The sequence below is a fragment of the Brevundimonas sp. CURTG3B2_SDJG genome (assembly GCF_057364705.1).
In genome coordinates, this window is sequence record NZ_JBNFOJ010000430.1 from 1 (window position 1) to 1,763 (window position 1,763).

Below are 1,763 nucleotides of genomic sequence, written 5' to 3' on the forward strand. Positions count from 1 at the left end.
CGGCCGGCCCCGCCGATCGGGCGCGGGCGCTGGAGATCCTGCGGGCGGGCGAAGGCGTCACGCCCGACGCCTGGCTGGCGCTGCTCGGCGACAAGGCGCTGATGTTCAGCCCGTCCGGCCGCAGCTTCGTCGCCTATCGCGTCCGGGGCCGCCGCTGGATCGTGATGGGCGAGCCCGCGGCCCGGCCGAGGAGCGGCTGCCCCTGCTGTCGGGCCTGGCCGAGACCGCCGACGGCTTCGGAGCCGCCCCGGTCTTCTACGCCCAGGGCGAGGCCGCGCTGGCCGATCTGGCCACCCTGGGCCTGGCCATGCGCAAGGTGGGCGAGGCCGCGGTCGTCGATACGGCGGCCTTCACCCTGGAGGGCAAGGCGCGCCAGAACCTGCGCACCGCCGTCAACCGCTGCGAACGCGAGGGCGCCGTCTTCGAAATGCGGCCTCCCGGCGCGGCGCGGGACCTGATGGGGCCGCTGAAGGCCGTCTCCGACGCCTGGCTGGCGCGCCACCAGGGCGCCGAGAAGAGCTTCTCCCTTGGTCGGTTCGATCCGGACTGGCTGGCCCTCACCCCGGTCGCGGTCGTCCGGCGCGAAGGCCGCATCGTCGCCTTCGCCAACCTGCTGCCCGGCGGCGGCCGCGTCGCGGTGGACCTGATGCGCTACTCCGATGACGCGCCGCCCGGCGTCATGGACTATCTGTTCGTCCGCGCCATCCAGTGGGCCGCGGCCGAGGGCTACGCCGGCTTCGACCTGGGCATGGCGCCCCTGGCCGGACTGGAGGACCGCCGCCTGGCGCCGGTCTTCGCCCGCGTCGGGGCCCTGGTCTTCGAGGAGGGCGGCGCGCTGTACGGCTTCGAAGGCCTGCGCGCGTGGAAGGCCAAATTCGGCCCCGCCTGGCGCCCGCGCTTCATCGCGGCGCCGGCCTCGACCCCCATGCCGTTCGCCCTCCTGGACGTGGCCCTGCTCACCAGCGGCGGCTGGCGCGGCATGCTGGGCCGTCCGCGCTCCTGAACCGCCTTGGCGCGCCAGACGTATTTTTCGGCATGTCGCCGCAAGCGCGCCATCTGCCCGAGCGGCATGATATGTCTGCCGACCGGGAGGACAGCATGCCCGCCACCTTCAGACATTTCGCGATCCACGCCGACGACGTGCAGCGCGCCAAGCGGTTCTACGAACAGGCCCTGGGGCTGACGTTCACCCCCTGGGGGCCGCCGGACTTCTATCAGATCAAGGACGTCGGCCCGGGTCTCCAGGGCGCGCTCCAGGCTCGCCACGACATCGTTTCCGGCCGGCCGCTTCACGCCTTCGAGGCCACCCTGGGCGTCGACGATCTCAAGGCGGCCGTCGCGGCCATCGAATCCGCCGGCGGCCGGATTCTCACCCCGCCGTTCCGGATCCCGGGCGTGGGCGAACTGACCTATTTCGAGGACACCGAGGGCAACGTCTGCGGGGTCATGCAATACGAACCGGGAGTGTGGGACGCCTGAAGACCAACACAGGTTTGGCGGAACGGGCGACGGATTCCTCATCCGATCGCTGGCGATGGTCTATGGCGACGGCTTCATCATCGGCGATCACGTCCATCCGTGGGGCCAACTCGTCTACAGCCTGAGCGGGGTCATACACGTCGCCGCCGGCGACCTGCTGTGGCTGGTGCCGCCGACCCGAGCGATCTGGCTGCCGGCCGGCCAGCGCCATCGCATCGTCATGCAGGGCCGGGTCTCGCTGCGCACTCTCTATGTCGCGCCGGAGCTGGCGCGCGCCCTGCCGG

The 1,763-nt window shown here is 72.0% G+C and carries 2 protein-coding genes and 1 pseudogene; all 3 read left to right on the forward strand.

Features of this window, described 5'->3' with window-relative positions; genetic code table 11:
- The first annotated feature begins 101 nt into the window (after positions 1-101).
- Positions 102-1,003, forward strand: a pseudogene (locus AC2W7C_RS17460) (GNAT family N-acetyltransferase).
- A 95-nt stretch (positions 1,004-1,098) separates the two neighbouring features.
- Positions 1,099-1,479 (forward strand): VOC family protein, encoded by a 381-nt coding sequence (locus tag AC2W7C_RS17465; protein ID WP_486002504.1) that lies wholly within the window; start codon positions 1,099-1,101, stop codon positions 1,477-1,479.
- 55 nt (positions 1,480-1,534) lie between these two features.
- Positions 1,535-1,763 (forward strand): AraC family ligand binding domain-containing protein (locus tag AC2W7C_RS17470; protein ID WP_486002505.1); only part of this gene is annotated, 229 nt, incomplete at its 3' end.